Origin of the sequence: Accumulibacter sp. (genome assembly GCF_036625275.1) — a bacterium.
GTDB lineage: Bacteria > Pseudomonadota > Gammaproteobacteria > Burkholderiales > Rhodocyclaceae > Accumulibacter.
Window position 1 is genome coordinate 1 of record NZ_JAZKUD010000082.1, and the last position, 18,237, is coordinate 18,237.

Consider the following 18,237-nt stretch of genomic DNA (forward strand, 5'->3'; position numbering starts at 1 on the left):
GCTGAATCCCGCCGGCTGCGGCTCGCCGCGGTGGCCTTGACGGCGGCGACGTTGTTGGTGCGCTGGGGGGCCGCCGGATCGCCCTCGAACGCCTTGGCCATCGGGCGCGAAGCCACTACCCTCGTTATGCTCCTGCTGTTTGCTGGGGTGGTTGCAGCACGGGCGTATCGCAGCGGCCCGGTTACCCATTACCGCATCCAGGGCGCCATCGCCGTGCTGCTGCTGATCGGGCTGGTTTATGCGGATGCCTACGAACTGGTGCATCTGATTCATCCCGATGCCTTCAGCGGCGAGATCGGCGACGCGCCCGGCGCGCTGACGTGGATCTACTACAGCTTCGTGACGCTCACTACCATGGGCTATGGCGACATCACGCCGGTTCACCCGATCGCACGTTCGCTTGCCACCTCCGAAGCCCTGGCCGGACAGCTCTATATCGCCGTGATGCTCTCGCGATTGATGGCCCTGCACGTCAGTACCGATAGCAAGAACTAGCAGAAAGAAGTGGCGACCCCATACTTCCATTTACGCCTGTTCATCCTGCGCGCTTCTGCGCCCAGTCGGCGGCCGCGGCGGGGCCTGGCGGGCGGCGGTGATTTTGGAGCGGGTGTTGTAGTTTTTCCAGACGTCGTTCAGGCCGAGCGATTCGCGGATCTGGCAGGCGGCGTTGGCGTGGTGCTTAGCGGCGGGGAGGTTGCCAAGGCGGAGGTGAACTTGGGCGAGCTGGCTGAGAGAGGCGGCTTCGTAGAGTTGATTGCCGAGCGCTATCCAGGCTTGCAGGCTCTCCTGCACAGAGGCGAGGGCGACCTCGCAGCTGCGCCGCTCGGCGGCTGGCCAACCGCCGGGGCGGCCGGGGGCAGGGAAACCAGCACTGGCGGCGCAGGTCTAGGAGCCACTATCAAGCAGCGTCAATTCCCGATTATTTGCGCGCCAAGCCTCGGCTTGCGCTACGCTAGACGACCTACACGCTGTCCACCGCCTCGCGGCGCGTGACGAAGCACGCAGCCAATCCAAACCCAAGGCCACCATGAAAACCCCCCACAGACTCACCGCGCTCGTCGAAGAAGGCCTCGTCGATGAGGTGATTGGCCAATTGATGAGCGGCAAGGAGGCCACCGTCTATGTCGTCCGCTGCGGCGAAGCGATTCGCTGCGCCAAGGTGTACAAGGATGCCAATCAACGTAGCTTCCGCAAGAACGCCTCTTACCAGGAAGGCCGCAAGGTCAAGAACAGCCGGCAGGCGCGCGCCATGGAGAAAGGCAGCCGCTATGGGCGGCGGATGCAGGAAGAGGTCTGGCAGAGTGCCGAGGTCGATGCCCTGTATCGGCTGGCTGCCGCCGGGGTGCGGGTGCCGCAGCCGCATATCTGCTTCGCCGGCGTGTTGCTGATGGATCTGGTTCTCGATGCCGACGGCCACGCCGCGCCGCGCCTGAACGATGTCGAACTCAGCGAGGAACTGGCACTGGCGTATCACGCCCTGCTCATGAATCAGGTGGTGCGCATGCTGTGCGCCGGCGTCATCCACGGCGACCTCTCGGAATACAACATCCTCGTCGGCGAAGGCGGGCCGGTCATCATCGACCTGCCGCAAGCCGTCGATGCGGCGGGCAACAGCGATGCCGCCGAAATGTTCGAGCGTGACGTGCTCAATCTGCGGACCTACTTCAGCGCCTTCGCGCCCACCCTCAAGGATAGCCAGTACGGCAAGGAAATCTGGGCGCACTACGAAAGCGGCCTGCTGTCGCCGGAACTGCCCCTGACCGGTCAAGTCGTACTCGATGAGGGGCTGGCCGACGTCGACGCCGTTCTCCTCCAGGTCAAGCTGGCCATAGAGGAGAATGAAATCCGGCGCATGTGCGAATAGCCCACATACCTTCGCCGCTGATGTCCTCGTCGATTTCCGGCCCGTGGCCCGTTCGATACTGTCGTATCCACGGATTGCCTCCTGGCGAGCGCACGGTGAAAAGGCCGCAGGGGCAACCCAGCAGGTTGTATTGGTCAAGCCCCATGTTCCACCCGTTCGCGACTTTGCGGGAAAGGAGTGAGGGATGGAACTGATCTACCAGTACCTCACTGGCCCGCGCGTCCGGCATCGTGTCGAGGCCATGATCCCGCCGCCGCAGACGCCAGGCAGCCGATACCTCGGCGCCGGTCAGCGGCTGGCGGTGTAGATGCGCGCGCAGACTGGCGCCAGCAGTCCGGTCGCGCTGTTTGTGCCGCAGAAGTGAAAAATTCACAGCCTCTGAGGCCGGAGTTCGGGGTGTGTGCCAAGTCGGCGGCCATGATCGCGGCGGTCCCCCGATAAAAGGCGAAGGGGGATTGCATCATCCGGCCATGGCGAATCGGCACAAGGGCCAGCACCCACCCCTCGTGTGCAGGCAGCACCAACTCGACCGGATCGCGTCGCTTCTTTGGCGCATTCCATCCGCTATGCCGGGCCAGGGGCAGGCTGTCGCGCAAGCGCTTGCCTTCTGCCCCGCGCTGCGCCTGTGAACGATAAGCAGGTTCGTCAGACGCGGCGCCGCCATCAAGTTTGCCGTTTGCCTCCGACACGTCCTTGGACTTGCGCTTCATACCATGCCTCCTGCTTCTCAAGTGTGGTTCCGTTTTCACTTCATTCGTGCATTGCAGTGACTCGTCGTGTGCCGACTCCTTTGCCCGCATTCACGGGGATGCAACCAGCCGGCATTGCCGCGTGTGGTTTTATGGTGGACTTTACGAGTGGTTGGTGTGGATGCGGGATTCGAGCCTGCTCTTGATCAGCCCGCCTTGATCGCCCGCACCTCGGCGGCGCCCTCATCGACCGGAATGATCGGCAGCCTATCCTTACCCTTGACCGGCAACTTGCGCAGGTGATCCATGATCGCCTGCCATTCCTTGATCTCGCGGCCGGCGTTCTTGCCCGTACCCGTGGCGGCACTGCTCGCATCCGTCGTGCCGGGCGGCGGCAGCAGGTAGCCCGAGTTTTCGCGCGGCATTTCGAGCGCATCGACCTTCGACTTGAGCGGCGTGCCGTCTTGCTTCTTGGGGACCAGCGCCAGCTTGCCCTTGGTGTACTTGGGGATGGCGACGATGATCGGGCCGAGCATCAGCGGGCAGGTCAGGCTGTAGAGGCGCGCGTCCTTGGCGCTGATGTCGATCGCCTGGTAGCCGCGGCCGAGGTTGCCCAGTTCGATGGCCGTCACCACGTCGAATTTTGGCCGCGTGAGGTCGTAGCGGAAGCGCATGCCGGAGGCGCGCGGGAAATACTCGCCCGGATGGGCCGCGTTGTCGATCAGAAAGAATTCCAGCAGGTTCTTGAGGTCCTGGGCGGTGAAATAGCCGGTCACCAGCGTGCTGCCGGGGGTCGGATCGACGACGCCGGCGCCGAGCGGCGCTACGGCGAACACGTCGTAGACCGTCACCACTCCGGTCTTTCCGCGCAAAAGCCCAGCGCGCATCATGCCGTTGGCGGTAAACCCGATGTCGGCCTTGGTGGCGGCGCGGAAGGAGTCGGTGACCAGGTTGGCTAGCAGCGTGCCAGCGGCGATGTCGGTGAAGGTATTGGGCAGATCGCGCGGCGCGATGGCCAGCGGCTGGTCGATGCTGTAGCCCCGCGACGCGAATGCGGCGGCGCTGACCGATTTCTTGAGGTGTTCGATCTCCTTGGCGATGGCGCGATCGCCGGCGATGCTGTCGTCGATCGGTAGGAGGCGGTACGAGATGACGGTCAGCTTATTCCCATCCAGCGCGATCACCAGTTCGCCGAGATTGCGGCTCTCCTTCCCGGTCTGGACCACCGGTGTTTGGCCGTTGACGATAATCGCCTCATTCAACTCCGTGTGACTGTGGCCGCTGATCACCACGTCGATGCCCGGCACGGTCATGGCCAGTTGCACGTCCTCGCCAGACTGATAGCTGCCATTCGGTCCCTTTTCGACGCCGCCGTGGCTCAGCGCGATGACGACATCGACCTTCTCGGTCTCGCGCAGGATCTTCACCACCTGTTTGGCGGATTCGGTGGGGTCGGCAAAGGTCGTCGGTCCACCACTGGTGTAGATCATGGCCTCCTTGCCAAGGCTGCCAAAGATGCCGAAGCGCAGGCCGCCGCGCTCGATCACCATATACCGGCGGATCACGCCCTTGCGGGCCAGCGCCTGCAGGTCGGCCAGGCTGGCGTCGCTGCCGGTAAAACTGGCGTTGGCGGAGAGTACCGCCGGGATGCGGCCGGCCTTGACGGCGGCGCCGATGGATTTGCCCAGGCCGGCGGGACCGAGATCGAATTCATGATTGCCGAAGGTAGTGGCGTCGTAGCCCATCTTGCCCATCAGGTGCAGTTCGCTGCCGGTCTCGCGCGTCGCGGCGCTGAACGCCGTGCCCATGCTGTAGTCGCCCGCATCCAGCACCAGCACCGGCCCTTGGTCCTTGCGCGCCGCTGTGCGCTGCGCGATCAGGCTGGCCAGCCGCGCGTAGCCGCCGCGGGTGGTGTCATCGTTGAGCGTAAACGGCGTGTAATCCGCCGACGGGCCCATGCCGATGAAACTCGCGTGCATGTCGTTGGTATGCAGGATGCTGAAAGTCTTCGCACCGGCAGGCGCGGCAGAGACGAATCCGGGCAGGAGCAGCGTGACACCGAATGCTGCCGTACCGGCGAGGAACTCGCGACGGGAGAGAGTCGCCTTGCTGTCTTCTGCTGCGGCCGGTTCTTGGTCTGTGGTAGTCATTGATGGGCTTCATCCTAGTCGACAAAATGAGCGCAGCCCCCGCCGACTTGCGACGGCGGGGGCTGCGGTGGCGAACAGCCGGTCTAGCTCAGTGCGACATTCCTTCGATCTGCTTTTGCATCTTCGTCAGGTTGAACGAACCCGCCGTCTGGCTGGCCGGGTAGTCCTTGAAGGTCATGAGGAACTTTCCGACCATCTCGGTGATCGGCACGATGACGAAAACGCGGTCGATCCACCAGTCATTGTAGGTGTTCGAATTGTGCTGGGCTTTCTCGAACGGGTCGCGGCGCAGGTTGAAGAGCAACGGGGCGCGCAGTTCGACGAAGGGCTCGCGCCACAGCGCTATCGTCTCTGCCCGGTTCTCCATGAAGACGATCTTCCAGTCGTTGTAGCGGGCGGCAACGATCTCGCCAATGTCATTCACATAGATGAACTCCTTGCGCGGCGATTCCTTGGTCTTTCCGGTCAGGTAATCAAGTTGATTGTAGCTATCAAGGTGGTTCTTGTAAGTGCGGCCGTTGAGTTCCACGCCCTTGAGGAGCTTGTCCTTGATGTCCGGCGCGCCGGCGGCGGCGGCAAAGGTAGTCAGCCAGTCTTCGTGCGCCACGATGCCGTTGAGCGTCGTGCCGGCCGGGAAATGACCGGGCCAGCGCACGAATGCAGATACGCGGTAGGCGCCCTCCCAGTTGGTGTTCTTCTCGCTGCGGAACGGCGTAGTGCCGGCATCGGGCCAGGTGTTGTAGTGCGGTCCGTTGTCGGTGGAGTACTGCACGATGGTGTCGTTGGCGAGGCCGAGATCGTCGATTAGCTTGAGCAATTCGCCGACGTGCCTGTCGTGTTCGACCATGCCGTCGCTGTATTCGTCCTGCCCGGAGATGCCGCGATTATCGGCCTTTACATGGGTGCGGAAGTGCATGCGCGTGGCGTTCCACCAAACGAAGAACGGCTTGCCGGCCTTGGCCTGGCGCGCGATGAAATCCTTGGCGGCGACAACGGTTTCGTCGTCAATGGTCTCCATGCGCTTCTTGGTCAGCGGGCCGGTGTTCTCGATCTTCTGTCCATCCTTGCCGTCAGCCCAGGTATGCAGGACGCCGCGTGGGCCGAACTTCTTGCGGAATTCCGGGTTCTTTGGATAGTCCAGGTTCTCCGGCTCCTCTTCGGCGTTCAAATGGTAGAGATTGCCGAGGAACTCGTCGAAGCCGTGCATGGTAGGCAGATGCTCGTCGCGGTCGCCCTGGTGGTTCTTGCCGAACTGGCCCGTGGCATAGCCCTGGCTCTTGAGCACGGTGGCCATGGTGACGTCGGTCTTCTGCCAGCCTTCCTTGGCGCCGGGCAGCCCGACTTTGGTCATGCCGTTGCGAAGGGGGACGGAGCCGCCAATGAAGGCCGAGCGACCCGCCGTGCAGCTCTGCTGCGCGTAGTAATCGGTGAAGCCGACACCTTCCTTGGCGATGCGATCGATGTTCGGCGTCTGGTAACCCATCATGCCGCGATTGTTGTGGCTGATGTTCTCGATGCCGATGTCGTCGCCCCAGATGACGAGAATGTTGGGCTTTTTGTCGGCGGCTTGCGCCACATTGAACGAACTGGCCAAAACCACCGCCGCGACGGCCAAGACCCGGCCCAGCTTGTGCTTGAAGTAATTCATCTTCGGTGCCTTTCCCTTAGTGATATTTAGCGCGCCCCGTGATAGCCGCACCTCCTCTTTTAGACGTCGTGCCAAGAACGCGTCGCAGGTTAGCACGGCCATTCATGAAAGTGAAATTCGCCCGAAGCTGTTAGCTGATAGCATTCAGGCTATCGTGATTACCCAACTCCGCCTGCAGCATCTGATCGCTCTCGTCGAGCACGCTCATTTCGGGCGTGCCGCGGAAGCCTTGCATATTTCCCAGCCGACGCTATCGAAGAGTATTCAAGGGCTGGAGGCTGAATTAGGGGTGAAGCTTCTTGACCGGAAGCATGGCGCAATCACGCCAACCGTATTTGGCCAACACGTGCTTGAGCGAGCCGGCACCTTGCTGACGGCGGAAGACGATTTGCGACGCGAAATTGCACTGCTGGCAAACCAGGAAATCGGCTACCTGAAGGTGGCCTTCGGTCCCTATCCCAGCGTCATGATAGGCTACCCGGGAATTGCACGCCTGCTTGCTAAGCACCCAAAAATGGAAATCCTTGCGCACGTGACCGGTTGGCGCGATGTCATGCAACAAGTAGCGGCGCGAACCGTGGATCTGGGCATTGCGGAAATCAGCAACCTGCAAGGTAACGAGAAATTCACCACGGAACGGATTGGGCAACACAGGGGGTACTTTTTCTGCCGGCCGGATCACCCCATCCTCAAGCAGCATCCAATCGTTCCGAAAGACATCTTCGAGTTTCCGTGGGTAACCACCCGGCTGCCTTCCCGAATAGTGGCAAACATGCCGGACTCACTCGGGGCGGCCGGAACAATTGATTTGGTCACTGGCGATTTCGTGCCGGCAATCGAGATTGACGTGCCCATGCAACTTCCCGAAATGCTGGCAGGAAGTGACGTGCTGGTGGCGGCAACGCTGAACATCATGCAGCGGGCACTGCTTGCCGGAGAGGTTACAGTGGTGCCGATCCAGGCGTTTCCGCTGCAAACCAATTATGGATTCATCTCCCTGAAAGAACGCACCCTGCCGCCCGCCGCGCAGGCCTTCATGCAGGTGGCTCGTGAGGTGGAAGCGGAAATCACCAAAGAAGAAACCGCCCTGGCCCCTCAATTCGGTTTGGAGTAGCGTCCATCTCGACTCCTCCCCTGCAACGCCGCGCCATTACTGCCTGGATCATTCACGACATGGGCTGGGCCGGAAGCACCTTGTCGGCTGTCGCAGGAGAGTTCGAGCCAGGTGGCGAGGTGCGTCTGCACGGTGCGCTCGAGCCGGCGACGGCGATCGACGGCAGTGCGAGCAGACGCACAGGCGGCAGACATGGGGATTCGGGTCGGGCAATCGAGAGGCGACCACTGTGCTGCATACAGTTGTCGCCTCAATGCCTCCTGGCTGCGGCACGCGCGCCCTGGCGCGCCGAGTCGTCTGGCCCGCAAGCGAGCGGAGGGCCGCCCGACAGAGACGCGTGACGCGCGCAGATCATCAAGCGGCGGTGGGCCGCGCCGCTCGCTTCCCAACCAGGGCCTTGCACAGGGGCAAAGACGTCGGATGCCGAAACGGATTCTTCGCGCAATCACCCAGTGGCGCAAGATGCGTTTAAAAGAGCTGCTCGCTGGTGTAAGCACCCTGACGCCCTCGTCTGTTTTCGCTGTCGCTCCGTGAGTTGGCACGGATCCAGGAAGCCTACATCGGTGCGCCGGTGAAACCAGCCAGGTACTACCACCGGTCGCCGGCGGATCTCGCTGTCGATGAAGTGCAAGCCCACCTGCTGCACTTCATCGCTGGTTCCACCAATTTCACCGGCATCTTCAGCGAGCCCGAGCAGGGAAGATCGCCATGGAAGCAGCTGAGATTGCCATCGACGCGGGGGGAAAGAGGGGAGATGACCGGCATTCTCAGCCAATTCCTCCCCAAGGCGTCCGGAAGCGCTGGCGCGAGCGAAGTCAAGGTCGAGGAAGGCATGACTGACGGTGGCATGGTGTCCCGTCGCGGCAGGCGCCAGGCAGCGATACCTCGGCGCCGGTCAGCGGCTGGCGGTGTAGATGCGCGCGCAGTCGGGCGCCGGGCAGGGCGTGAAGAGGCCGCCGGCCGCCAGCGTGTCGACCAGCCATGCCATCCCCGGCTGGGCCATCAGCCGGCGCAGGCGGGCCAGCTTGACGGCGCCGGCACCCTCGGCATCGACAGCGGAGAAGGTCGCGGCAACGTCGCTCTGATCGCCCAGCCCGATGCCTTTGTCGAGCGCCGCGACGACCGCCTGCGGACCGCAGCGAATCATCTCCAGGAACACCTGCGTGGCGTCGGCGAGGAAGCGGCGGTCGCCGCGGGTCAGCCGGTCGGGCCGGAAAACGGCCAGCCCGGCGGCATGGTGCCGGGCTTCGTCCTGCGACAGGCGCTGCAGGATGTCGGCCAGGCCGGCGTCACGGCAGTGCGCGGCGAGGGCGCTGTAGTGCGTGATGCCGAAGCCTTCGAGCACCACCTGCAACAGGAAGGCGAGCGCCTGCGGCGTGCCGGTTTCGGCCAGGCCGGCGATGAAGCGGTTGAAGGGGGCCGGTTCCGGCACGCCCGGGGCGAGCCAGGGTGCCAGCCAGCCGGCGTGCCGCGCTTCGTCGGCACCGATCAGCGCGAACAGGCGCCGCTCGTCGTCGTCTTCGGCGGTGAGCGTCATGCGGGCGCAGTAATCGATGCCGCAGCGCTCGATGTGCCAGGATTCGGCGAGCATGCCGGCGGCGCAGTCCGCGAGCACCGACTGCCGGGTCTCGGTGTCGGCCTCGCCAAAGCACGCCACGCGATCCAGCCCGAAAAAGGCAGCGTCCCACAGCGGCCGGGTGCCGTCGGGCGCCGTCGGCGGGGGGCGGTGACGGCCGATGCGGTCGGCAGCGCGGCGCAAGGCGTCGCGGCGCTCGTCGCTGGCGATCATGGCCGGCTTCGCCTGCTTGCCAGCCGGCGCCGGAACAGCGCCCCGATCAGCGCGGTGAACGCGTTCTCGGGCAGCCAGCGCTTGAGCCTTCGCGCGCTCCTGGCGTCGCTGCCGATCCGCGTGCGCAGTGGCATGCGGGCCAGTTCGGTCAGCCTGACGACGGCGTCCACGACCGCGGTGGGGTCGTTGCCCGGACCCGCAAGCATCTTCGCCTGCAACTCGCGATAGGCCGCCAGTTGCAGCGCATCGGGACCGCCAGCCGCGAGCGGTCGTTCGCCCCAGACCATGTTGGCGGCGAAGCGGGTGCGGAAGCCGCCCGGCTCGACCAGCGCCACCTGCACGCCGTGCGCGCTCAATTCGTGGCGCAGCGACTCGGACAGGCCCTCGAGCGCGAACTTGCTCGCACAGTAGAGCGAGTTCATCGGCAGCCCGAGTTCGCCGGCGAGCGAGGAGACGTTGATCACCCGGCCGCGGGCGGCGGCCAGCGCTGGCAGTAACTGCTGCGTGAGCAGTGCCGGACCGAGCACATTGACCTGCATCTGATGCTGCATCTGCGCCGGGCTGTAGCTCGCCAGCGGGCCATTGAGGGCGTAGCCGGCATTATTAATCAGACAGTCCAGGCGCTCGATGCCGGCCGCGACGGCAGCGATCTGGGCGGCGTCGGTCAGATCGAGTGGCAGCAGTCGCGCGCTGGCAAGTTCCTCTGGCGCGCGCGCCGGATCGTGGACGCCGGCAAGCACCGTCCAGCCGCGCGCCGCCAGCGCCTGCGCGATTCCCAGCCCGAAGCCCGATGAACAGCCGGTGATGAGGACCGTGCGCTCAGCCATCGCCAGCGCCCTGGTCAGCGGCCGCGAGCCGCAGGCGGGCGACTGGCTGGCGTGCGCCCGGCCGATCGAGCTCCTGCCAGTTGGCCAGCGGTTGCGACTCGAGATGGCGGATGAAGGCCAGTACCGCGCGGTCGGCCGGAATCGGGTGGCGGAAGTCGAAGCGGATGCTCTCGAAGACTCGCGTGTCGCCGTAGGCGAAGTAGCGGGCAGCGAGCGCGGTGACGTGCAGAAGCAGCCTGTTGACCAGCCAGCCGAGCGGCCCGCGGCGCTGCCGGGTGAGGGCGAGAGTCTGCCCTTCGGTAGCGCCGTCGTCGCCCCGTCGCAAGGCGAACATCAGGTGCAGATGCAGGAAGTCCGGACCGAGCGTCACTGTCCCGAGGCTGCCGTACCAGTAGCTCATGGTGTAGGTCAGCGGGCCCTGGTAGAAGCGCGCAACCAGCCGGCCGAGGAGGCTGTCGGTCGGCACCTTGCCGAGGTTGCGGAACGCGATGTTCGAGACGCTGCGGGGGAGGGCTTCCATGCTCAGGATCGAGCCGGGGAGGTGATGCACGCTGGCGAAATGCTGCTCGTCGATGGCGTTGATCAGTACCACATTCGGATGGCAGCGCTTCCGGAAGCGGTTCGCCACCAGCGCCGCGCACGGCTGGCCCACCAGCTCCGGCACCTCGGGCAGGTCGTGGGCGGGCGTCTCGCCGGTCCACAGCCAGATCATGCCGTAGCGCTCGGCGGTGGGCCAGTGGCGCACGCGCACCTGCGGCCCGACCTTGCCGGCGAGGCAGGGGATGTCGCTGCAGCGGCCGTCCGCCTCGTAGCGCCAGCGGTGGAAAAAGCAGCGCAATGCCTGGCCCTCGACACGCCCCTCGGCGAGATGCGCGCCCATGTGCGCACAGTAGGCGTCGAGCGCCGCCACCTGGCCATCGGCAGCGCGATAGACGGCGAGGTCGCGGCCGAGCAGCCGCAAGGGCACCACCTGGCCGCGCCGGATGTCGCGCGAACGTGCCAGCCAGTACCAGCCCTCGACGACCGCCTGCGGATGGTTGAAGACGCGCGTTTCCACGGCTAGGCCTGCGCCGCCCTGAGGCCGGCGAGAAACGCCCGGCGGGCGATCGGCTGCAGCGCATCGGCGGCCAGCTCGCACAGGCAGACCAGCTCGTCGCCGCGCGCATAGCCCGGATTGTGCGCCAGGAAGAAGGCGACCTCGGGCAGACGGGCATGCGCTTCCGAAACCTCGGCATAGGGTTGGCGCAGGTGGCCGCGCGACTCGGCAAAGCGCACGACGCCGGTGTTGCGGTCGTAGGCCTTGCCGAAGCGGTCGTGCGCGAGAAAGTCCTTGAGTGCGCGCAGCCCGGTGCTGGTGGCGGGGTCGGGCGATGGCTCGAAGGCGCGGCTGAAGACCGGCAGATAGCGATACGTCCGATGTCCCTTGGAGATCAGCAGCCAGTACAGAGGCAGGTCCGGCCGCTCGCCCTTCAGCGCCCCGGCCAGGCGCAGCCAGGCGAAAGCAAGTGCCTGCTGGCCCCAGTGGCGTTCATCGACTACCGTATCGCCGGAGAAGATCACCCGCACCGGCGTGCCGTCGAAGCTGCGCTCGTAGATCGCCAGCGTCGAGAAGCCCTGCACTTCGCCGTGGTCGTCGCGCAGCAGGACGACGCGGTCCTTGCCGGCAAGGTCGCCGGCGAACAGCTGCCACGACGAGCCCTCGTAGTAGCGTTCGTAGAGCGCATACATTGCCCGCCGCTCGCTCTCGCCGAGCGTCGCGGTCGCCAGCACCTGCGCCCCCGGCAGTGGGTCAGGCGGGATCAAGGCGCAGCATCCTCGGCGTGAGCCACAGGGCCAAGGCCGCCAGCAACAGGCCGCCGACGATGTCGGCGGCGACGTGCTGGCGGGTGCTCAGCGTCGAGCCAGCGATCAGGATCGGCCAGCCAGTCGCCAGGATGAAGGCGCCGCGTCGCCACAGCGCCCGAGCCGCAATCACGGCCAGTGCCACGTGCAGCGACGGGAAGCAGTTCGCCGGCGGGTCGGCGAAATGGAGCAGGCGCCAGGCCAGGCCGGTGAGGCCGTCGGTGGCCGGCGTCTGGCGTGCCATCGTCGTTGGCCAGGCGAGGAAGATCAGGGCGGCGACGACCGCGGCCAGCAGCATCGCGTAGAAGGTCTGGCTGCGATCGGTGTCGTCACGCGCAAAAGCGATCGCGCCGGGAAGGAGCAGAAACTGGGAGAGGTAGATCCAGACCGTCCAGTCGACCAACGGGATGGCCGCATCGATCGCGCCGGGAACCAGCGTCGTCGGCCTCACCAAGTGCAAGGTGCCGCTGCCCAGGTACAGCGCCGAAAAGGCGAGATAGCCGAGGAGCATGGCCCGCGCCTGGTTCGAGCGCCGGATGCCTGGAACGGAGATCATGCCGCTGCTTCCCGGAACAGCGCGAACGCGCTGCGCACACGGCCCACCTCGTGCCAGTAGCGGCCGCGCAGGACGGCGAAGAACATCCGGTTCAGGCAGCGCGATGCTCGCCAGGAAAAGACGACGTCGCGCATGTCGACATGCGAGCGCTCGAACAGCCAGTGGCCGGCGAGGCCGGTCGCCTGCGAAGCCAGCACGAGCAGAAACCACCACGGGTTCCAGGTGATCAGCAGGGCCAGGCCGCTGCCATACATCATCAGCACGGCGAGGCAGTGGAGCAGGACATTCCGGCGGTCCTGGTGCTTGAAAACGAAGATGTCCCAATAGTCGCGGAAGGGATGGTCGACCAGCTCGTCGTCGATGCGGTTGCGGTAGCGCGCCAGCACCGCTGCCTGCCCGCGCACCTTGACCTTCGGTGCGAGCAGCGTTCCCGTCGGGACCGTGCCGAGCACCGGCAACGGCTCGCCGTCACGCACGACCTCGATGCCGGCGATGAAGACGCTCGCCACGGCCGCCGCCGAGCCGCGTTTGACCATGCGCCGGGCACCTTCGAGCATGGGATCGGCGATCTCGACCGGCGCCGGCAGCGCTATCTGCAGGGCGGCGGGAGAGAGAAGCACAAGATCGGCGCGACGACCTTCGCGCAACTCGCCGGCGTCGAGATTGAACCAGCGGGCGACCTCGCCGGTGACGCGGGCGATCGCTCGCTCGGGTGACATGCAGGCCGTGCTGACGGCCTCGCGCAAGACGGCAAGAGCGCCATCGAAGAACGCCAGGTTGCGCGAATGCGCCCCGGCGTCGGTGAAACCGGGATGAATGTACCGGTGCGCCAGCAGGCGGCGGCGGATCGCCGGCCGCTCGTTGGCGCCGCAGGCGACCCAGCGCAGTTGCTCGTCGTGGGTGGCGAGCAGGTCGATCAGCGTCGCGGTCGCGTCGCTGCCGCGGGCGGCGGCGATCTCCGCCACGCTCCGTCCGATGTGATCGGCTTCGGGCGAGGCGACGATCCACATGCGCGCCGGATCGCGGTGGAAGGTGCGCAATTCGCGTCGCTGCCAGTCGGCGCGGAAGCGCGCCCGGAACGTGTCGCTCGCCCACAGCGCCCGCCGGGCCTGGGCGGTGGCGCAACTGTTCAGCTCGACGCCGGCGGCGAACTCTTCGAACAGCGGCGTGATCGGTCCGTCGGCGTAGATCGCGAATGGCTCGGCCAGCGTCTGGAATCGCAGGTTGCCGCCGAGCAGCCGGTTAACCACGAAGGTGATCAGCGGGAACAGCCGCCACAGTTGCGGGTGGTCGGACATGTCGAGCGCCGAGAGCACTGTCGCCCGCAGCGGTGGCCGGAAGAGGCCGGTTGACATGGCCAGGATCAGCAGAAAGGAGCGCCCGTTCTGCGGATTCGGCGTGACCTGGAAAACGGCATCGCGTTCGCGACAGAGGTCGGCGAGCATGCGGTATTCGCGGGCATCGGCATAATGCGACGGCACCGAGCGTCCGGCGAAGGCGCCGCTGACCTTGTGCCAGTGGACCATGTCGACCGAGATGCCGAAGCAGCCGGCGTCGAGCGCCTGGCCGGCGAGCGCGCGCATGCGGGCGAGGTCGTCGTCGCTCGCTGCCTCGTGCAGGCTGCGCTCCAGTCCCATCACCGCCGCACGCAGCGCGCTGTGGCCGAGCAGCGGCGCGACGTTCGGTCCCAGCGGCAGGCTGCGCAGATGCGCCAGATACGCCTGCGGCGAGCCCCAGGACACCGACTGCGCGAGCCATTTGCGCACCAGCGGCGCCGGCAGGCTCTCGACGCGCAGGAAGATATCCGCCAGATCCGGCGCCTCGCCGACCGTCAGCGAGAGGCTGCAGTTGCCCATCACGACCGAGGTGACGCCGTGCCGAACCGACTCCGCCAGCCCGGGCGCGATCTCGACCTCGACGTCGTAGTGGGTGTGGATATCGATGAAGCCCGGCACGATCCACTGGCCGCCGACATCGCGCGTCGTGCGGGCGGCCTCGTCGATGCCTGGCGCCAGGCGAACGATGCGGCCGGCGACGATGCCGATGTCGGCGCACACCGGCGGCGCGCCGGTGCCGTCGAAGACCAGCCCGCCCTTAAGCAGCAGATCGAGCATTCGGCGCCGGCGTCGCTCGGCGCTAGGCGCGCGGACGTCGGCGTAGCCAGGCCATCAGCAGGCCACCGACGACCAGGCCGCCGCCGCCAGCCAGCAGTGCCAGCTTGCTGGTGTAGTCCCGGGCGGCGTCAAGCAGCGGGTTGTCGAGGACGTTGGCCGAGAAGTGCACGTTCACCAGCTTCCAGACGTCTCCCTCCTTCACCACCACTGCGCTCCAGCGCGTCTTCATCGTACGCGTGTCGCCGTCCTTGAACTCGTAGCGATCGTCCGACAAGCCGTAAACGACGCCGGTGCGGTCGTCGATGAAGCGGGTCAGCTCGTCGGCGACCGGCCTCGCTTCGAACTTCCGGACGATCGCCTGCGGTCCGTCGAACAAGCCGGCATAGTAGTTCTTCAGGGCCTCCAGACCGACCAGCTTCTGGTTGTCCACGGTGATCACCGTGAACGCGGGATGGAGTTCAGCCGCCACTGAGTCGAGGTTGCGCGTGTTCAGTGCGGCCGCGGACTTGATGAGCAGCGCCCGCAGCGCCTGGTGATCCGCCTCGCGCTGTTCAGGCGGCGGTGTCTGCGCGGATGTCGTGGTGGTCACGACGAAAGTCGCGAGAACACAAAGCAGCTGTCGAAAACCTCTCATTGTCGTGCTCTCCCCTGATGCGTCGCCATTTGCGCGCCCAGCTATAATAGCCAATTCGTTTCCTGCCGCACAAGCTGCCGCCCATCCTGACGTGACCGCCGGCTGGTTCCTTCCGCTCCTTGCCTTCGTGACGCTCGCGCTGCTCGAGCGCTGGTCGGCACTTCCCGCCCCGGCCGGATCGCGGGCCGACCACCTGCTCAATCTGCTCGGCCTGGCCGTTCAAGGCGTCGTCATCCCCGCCGCCGGCTACCTGATCGCGACGCGCGGGCTGGCGGTGCATTGGCCGGATCTGGCCGGCAGCCTGCGGATCGGCTGCGTCGGCGCCTTCGCGCTCAACTTCGTCTTCGTGGACCTCCTCTACTACCTGCAACACCGGCTGTTCCATCGGGTTGGCGTGTTGTGGGCCCTGCATCAGTGCCATCACGCCTCGCCGGCGGTGAACGTCTGGGCGACCTCGCGCAACTCGCTGCCGATCAATTTTCTGTTCGTCTACCTGCTGCTCAATCCGCTCCTCGGCTTCCTGTGTGATTGCCCGCAGGGCTTCTTCCTCGCCGCGGCGCTGACCGCCAGTCTCGACCTCTGGCGTCACTCAAGGCTGCCCGCGCGCTTTGCACCGGCCTGGTTGGGGCGCACGCTGGTGACGCCAGCACACCATCATCTGCATCACAGCTTCGACGGCCAGCGGGTCAACTTCGGTGCCAACCTGATCCTCTGGGATCGGCTGTTCGGCACCGCCGCCGAGCCGAACGGCTATCCGACCCGCTACGGCACGGCGAATGCGCCGGGGCCGTGGCGCCAGTTGCTGTTTCCCTGGTAAGCGAGGAGAAAGAACGTCATGCACACCGGCCTTGCCCAACGCCAGAGCAAATCCCTGCTCGACGACCAATCGACCGTCCGCAAGCTCGAGTTCAACCTGCGCCGCAACGCCGAACAGGACCACACGGCGCTGATCGACGACGCGGCCCGACGGTTCTGCTACGAGGATTGCCGTCACGAGTACTGGAACCCGGAGAACTTCTCCCTGCTGTGGGGGACGCCGGTCTGGGATCAGGCCTCGGCGGCACAGCGCATCGTGCTCAACCAGCTGTACTGGGTGGCCTACTACGCGCAGATCGTTTCGGCAGAGATCGCGACGATTTTCCTCAACCAGGTGTCGGCGGCCGGGCTGTACACGCTGGAGGATTTCCGCCTGGTCTGCGACAACCTGGACCTCGAGACGAAGCAGGAGCGCGCGCACATCAACGCCTTCAAGACCGTTGGTGAAACCGTCGAACACACGCTTTTCGGCGAACGCCTGTTCACCTACCCGATGCGCAGCCTCTACGATCACACGATGGTGTTTGCCGACACCCATGCCGCGAAGGACTTCTGGCGGCGCCTGCAGATCCAGGCCTTCACCCTGCTGTCGTCGTCGAACGCCTTCCTCGGCAGCCAGTACCTGCTGGTGCGAGGCCTGCGCACGCTCAACGGCAAGCTCGTGCAGCACCGGTTGTCGACCTACTACCTGCAGCATCCGGATCGCGAGAACGCGCCGCTGCCGTCGGCGATCAGCTACTGGCACTTCATGGACGAGTCGTTCCACTTCAACACCTCGCGCGTCGTCGGCCTCGAAGTGCCGCGGGCGCTCGAGGCGCCGACCGGTTTCGAGCGCTGGGTGGTGAACCGCGGCGTTGCCGGTTGTCAGCGTGACCACTTCCACTTCTCGGTCGTCGTGAACGGCATCTTCTGGTACGACCCGGCGATCTTCCCGGTGATCTACAAGATCTTCCGCTCACCCGTCTTCGCCATGGACGACCGCGAAGCGCGCGCCATGCTGGCGGCCTGCTTCACGCGCGAGTCCGAGGGCCTGGTCGCAGCGGTGGACACCCACCGGGTGGCTACCGAGTCGTATCGTGCCTTCGTCGAACCGGTCGCCTGGCTGACAGCGGGCAACCGGGAGATGCGCACCATGCGCCGGAACGCCGTCGGCCGTTACCTCGCCGACAACCGCCGGCAGCTCGCCCGTTTCCGTCCGGCATGAGCGCGCACCGCATTGAGTTCCCGGGAACTGCCTTTGCGCCGGTTGAGCTGCCGGATCTGGCGAGCCTGCCGCTGCACCTGACGGTGCTCAATTCGCCGTTGCTCTTCGGCTGCCGCAGCGGTCTGTGCGGCACCTGCCTGATCGAGGTTGAAGCCATTGCCGGCGACGCGCTCGAACCGCCGGACGCGGCGGAACGCGACGCGCTCGAGATTTACGCGCCCGGCAACCCGCGCGCGCGGCTGGCCTGTCAGCTCACGCTGTCCACGGACGTACGCATCCGCAAGATCGAGAGCGCCTGATCACCCCTGGCGGCAGGAGCGGGCAGCGCACCGCCGGGAATGGCTTCAGGCGACGCGCAGTTCGGCCAGCGAAGCGAAGGCCTGCTCGCTGGCGATATCGGGCGTGATGATCAGCTCGAGGACGTTCACTCCGGCGAGATCAAGCTGATGCTCTTCGGTTTGCGAGCTGGCACCCTGCGGGCTGAAATTCCATTGCTGGCGCACGATCTCGCGGAACGACTGCCCGCCATCGGCCGACCAGCGCAGCAGGTATTCCTGGGTACGCGGCAGCGCGGTCTCTACAAAGCAGAGCCGTATCCGGTGCAGCGCCTGCGGCTGCGCGAAGAGCAGCCGGATCGTCTGGCGGCCGGGAACGGCCGCCCGCCAGCCTGCGCCTCTGCCAGGCAACAGTGCCGACTCGATCGGATAGGCGGCGTCCTCGGAGCTGATTTCCGCCTCCGCGAGCTCGTCGAGCCTGAGCCAGTCGCCAGTGGCCGGTGCCGCCGCTGGCGTGCGGTCGCTGATCAGTCGTTTGCGCATCGGCTCACCCCGCCAGCGGCCCAGGTTTTCGCCGCCGCAGCTGAGGAACTCACGCGGACACCTCGCCGAGATGTACGGCAACCTCGTGCTCGGCGCGGGCCCAGTACTCCGCGTCGCGGCCGTGCTGGAAACCATCCTTCTCGGCGATGAAGTATGCCGCCGACTGAACCAT

Annotated in this window: 19 protein-coding genes and 1 pseudogene; 7 read left to right on the forward strand and 13 right to left on the reverse strand. The window is 65.8% G+C overall.

All coding sequences use genetic code 11. From position 1 onward, the window contains the following. Positions 1-495 (forward strand): potassium channel family protein (locus tag V5B39_RS18035; protein ID WP_332344254.1); only part of this gene is annotated, 495 nt, incomplete at its 5' end. Positions 496-525: 30 nt separating this feature from the next. Here V5B39_RS18035 and V5B39_RS18040 read toward each other — a convergent pair. Further along, positions 526-792 carry a hypothetical protein gene (locus V5B39_RS18040; protein WP_332344255.1) on the reverse strand — a complete coding sequence of 89 codons (267 nt, stop codon included), beginning with the start codon at positions 790-792 and terminating at the stop codon, positions 526-528. Positions 793-1,027: 235 nt separating this feature from the next. Between V5B39_RS18040 and V5B39_RS18045 the strand changes: the two genes are divergently transcribed. Continuing rightward, positions 1,028-1,864 carry a PA4780 family RIO1-like protein kinase gene (locus tag V5B39_RS18045; protein ID WP_332344256.1) on the forward strand — a complete coding sequence of 279 codons (837 nt, stop codon included), beginning with the start codon at positions 1,028-1,030 and terminating at the stop codon, positions 1,862-1,864. Between the two features lie 184 nt (positions 1,865-2,048). Further along, positions 2,049-2,171 carry a hypothetical protein gene (locus V5B39_RS18050; RefSeq protein WP_332344271.1) on the forward strand — a complete coding sequence of 41 codons (123 nt, stop codon included), beginning with the start codon at positions 2,049-2,051 and terminating at the stop codon, positions 2,169-2,171. A gap of 82 nt (positions 2,172-2,253) precedes the next feature. On the opposite strand, the pseudogene V5B39_RS18055 reads toward V5B39_RS18050, so the two are convergent. From V5B39_RS18055 to V5B39_RS18065, 3 genes and pseudogenes are all read right to left on the reverse strand, one after another. Beyond that, positions 2,254-2,664: pseudogene (locus V5B39_RS18055) on the reverse strand (DUF2252 family protein); the annotation flags it as partial. A gap of 95 nt (positions 2,665-2,759) precedes the next feature. After that, positions 2,760-4,703 (reverse strand): bifunctional metallophosphatase/5'-nucleotidase, encoded by a 1,944-nt coding sequence (locus tag V5B39_RS18060; RefSeq protein ID WP_332344257.1) that lies wholly within the window; start codon positions 4,701-4,703, stop codon positions 2,760-2,762. A gap of 88 nt (positions 4,704-4,791) precedes the next feature. Beyond that, positions 4,792-6,351 carry an arylsulfatase gene (locus tag V5B39_RS18065; RefSeq protein ID WP_332344270.1) on the reverse strand — a complete coding sequence of 520 codons (1,560 nt, stop codon included), beginning with the start codon at positions 6,349-6,351 and terminating at the stop codon, positions 4,792-4,794. Between the two features lie 154 nt (positions 6,352-6,505). On the opposite strand from V5B39_RS18065, the gene V5B39_RS18070 reads away from it, so the two are divergent. Next, positions 6,506-7,465, forward strand: a complete 960-nt coding sequence (locus tag V5B39_RS18070) for a LysR family transcriptional regulator (RefSeq protein ID WP_332344258.1) — start codon at positions 6,506-6,508, stop codon at positions 7,463-7,465. Between the two features lie 895 nt (positions 7,466-8,360). On the opposite strand, the gene V5B39_RS18075 is transcribed toward V5B39_RS18070, so the two are convergent. Genes V5B39_RS18075 through V5B39_RS18105 form a run of 7 tightly spaced genes read right to left on the reverse strand, consistent with a single transcriptional unit; the run spans position 8,361 to position 15,227 of the window. After that, positions 8,361-9,254 carry a ferritin-like domain-containing protein gene (locus V5B39_RS18075; protein WP_332344259.1) on the reverse strand — a complete coding sequence of 298 codons (894 nt, stop codon included), beginning with the start codon at positions 9,252-9,254 and terminating at the stop codon, positions 8,361-8,363. Next, positions 9,251-10,081, reverse strand: coding sequence for an SDR family oxidoreductase (locus tag V5B39_RS18080; protein WP_332344260.1), 831 nt, complete (start codon positions 10,079-10,081; stop codon positions 9,251-9,253). The genes V5B39_RS18075 and V5B39_RS18080 overlap by 4 nt, the downstream gene beginning before the upstream one ends. Then, entirely contained in the window at positions 10,074-11,138 is a 1,065-nt protein-coding gene (locus V5B39_RS18085; RefSeq protein WP_332344261.1) for an aromatic ring-hydroxylating dioxygenase subunit alpha, read from the reverse strand. Before V5B39_RS18085 ends, V5B39_RS18080 begins: the two co-directional genes overlap by 8 nt. A gap of 2 nt (positions 11,139-11,140) precedes the next feature. Next, positions 11,141-11,884, reverse strand: a complete 744-nt coding sequence (locus V5B39_RS18090; protein WP_332344262.1) for a hypothetical protein — start codon at positions 11,882-11,884, stop codon at positions 11,141-11,143. Beyond that, entirely contained in the window at positions 11,871-12,479 is a 609-nt protein-coding gene (locus tag V5B39_RS18095) for a phosphatase PAP2 family protein (protein WP_332344263.1), read from the reverse strand. The genes V5B39_RS18090 and V5B39_RS18095 overlap by 14 nt, the downstream gene beginning before the upstream one ends. Then, entirely contained in the window at positions 12,476-14,593 is a 2,118-nt protein-coding gene (locus V5B39_RS18100) for an Mpo1-like protein (protein WP_332344264.1), read from the reverse strand. Before V5B39_RS18100 ends, V5B39_RS18095 begins: the two co-directional genes overlap by 4 nt. Before the next feature lie 22 nt (positions 14,594-14,615). Further along, complete coding sequence (locus V5B39_RS18105) at positions 14,616-15,227, reverse strand: nuclear transport factor 2 family protein (RefSeq protein ID WP_332344265.1); 612 nt, start codon at positions 15,225-15,227, stop codon at positions 14,616-14,618. A 91-nt stretch (positions 15,228-15,318) separates the two neighbouring features. On the opposite strand from V5B39_RS18105, the gene V5B39_RS18110 reads away from it, so the two are divergent. The 3 genes from V5B39_RS18110 to V5B39_RS18120 are packed head-to-tail and all read left to right on the forward strand — an operon-like array spanning position 15,319 to position 17,546. Beyond that, positions 15,319-16,044, forward strand: coding sequence for a sterol desaturase family protein (locus V5B39_RS18110; protein WP_332344266.1), 726 nt, complete (start codon positions 15,319-15,321; stop codon positions 16,042-16,044). An 18-nt stretch (positions 16,045-16,062) separates the two neighbouring features. Further along, positions 16,063-17,247 (forward strand): P-aminobenzoate N-oxygenase AurF, encoded by a 1,185-nt coding sequence (locus tag V5B39_RS18115; RefSeq protein WP_332344267.1) that lies wholly within the window; start codon positions 16,063-16,065, stop codon positions 17,245-17,247. Beyond that, entirely contained in the window at positions 17,244-17,546 is a 303-nt protein-coding gene (locus V5B39_RS18120) for a 2Fe-2S iron-sulfur cluster binding domain-containing protein (RefSeq protein ID WP_332344268.1), read from the forward strand. The genes V5B39_RS18115 and V5B39_RS18120 overlap by 4 nt, the downstream gene beginning before the upstream one ends. Before the next feature lie 45 nt (positions 17,547-17,591). Here V5B39_RS18120 and V5B39_RS18125 read toward each other — a convergent pair whose 3' ends face one another. Both V5B39_RS18125 and V5B39_RS22255 read right to left on the reverse strand, forming a co-directional pair. Then, on the reverse strand, positions 17,592-18,065 hold the full coding sequence (locus V5B39_RS18125) for a carbohydrate-binding protein (RefSeq protein ID WP_332344269.1): 474 nt from the start codon (positions 18,063-18,065) through the stop codon (positions 17,592-17,594). A 49-nt stretch (positions 18,066-18,114) separates the two neighbouring features. After that, a complete protein-coding gene (locus V5B39_RS22255; RefSeq protein WP_434735718.1) occupies positions 18,115-18,237 on the reverse strand; it encodes a DUF2934 domain-containing protein in 123 nt (40 codons plus the stop codon).